Source organism: Mesorhizobium sp. M4B.F.Ca.ET.143.01.1.1, from assembly GCF_004792275.1.
Taxonomy (GTDB): domain Bacteria; phylum Pseudomonadota; class Alphaproteobacteria; order Rhizobiales; family Rhizobiaceae; genus Mesorhizobium; species Mesorhizobium abyssinicae.
Window position 1 is genome coordinate 1 of sequence record NZ_SRSR01000125.1, and the last position, 391, is coordinate 391.

Annotated in this window: 1 pseudogene; it reads left to right on the forward strand. The window is 63.9% G+C overall.

Annotation, left to right across the window (positions count from 1 at the left end):
* A pseudogene (locus EN786_RS36255) lies at positions 1–208 on the forward strand (FAD-dependent oxidoreductase); the annotation flags it as partial.
* Positions 209–391: the final 183 nt, after the last annotated feature.

Consider the following 391-nt stretch of genomic DNA (forward strand, 5'->3'; position numbering starts at 1 on the left):
GCTGGTCGAGCGCGCCCTGGCGCGCCCCGATCCGCTGCGCCTCGGCCTCGACGTCACCGCCGGATGCGAGCTGATCGCGGCCGACGGCACGGTGTCGTCGAAGCTCCTCGCCGTCGGCCCGCTGACGCGCGGCACCTTCTTCGAGATCGACGCCATTCCGGACATCCGCGTCCAGTGCGCGAAGCTGAGCAAGCTGTTGCTGGGTTAAAGGCATGTCTCCCGAAAGTGGGAACCGGTTTCGGGACGAAGACATGCCCAAATCAAAAAGCTAAAGCGCATGGAGCGAATCTGAAAGATCGCGACGCGCTTTAAGCGCCTCCGGCCCGTATCGGGCCTTGCATCGGCAGGCACTTCGCCGATGCGACAAACGGAAGCCGTCTTTCCACATTCC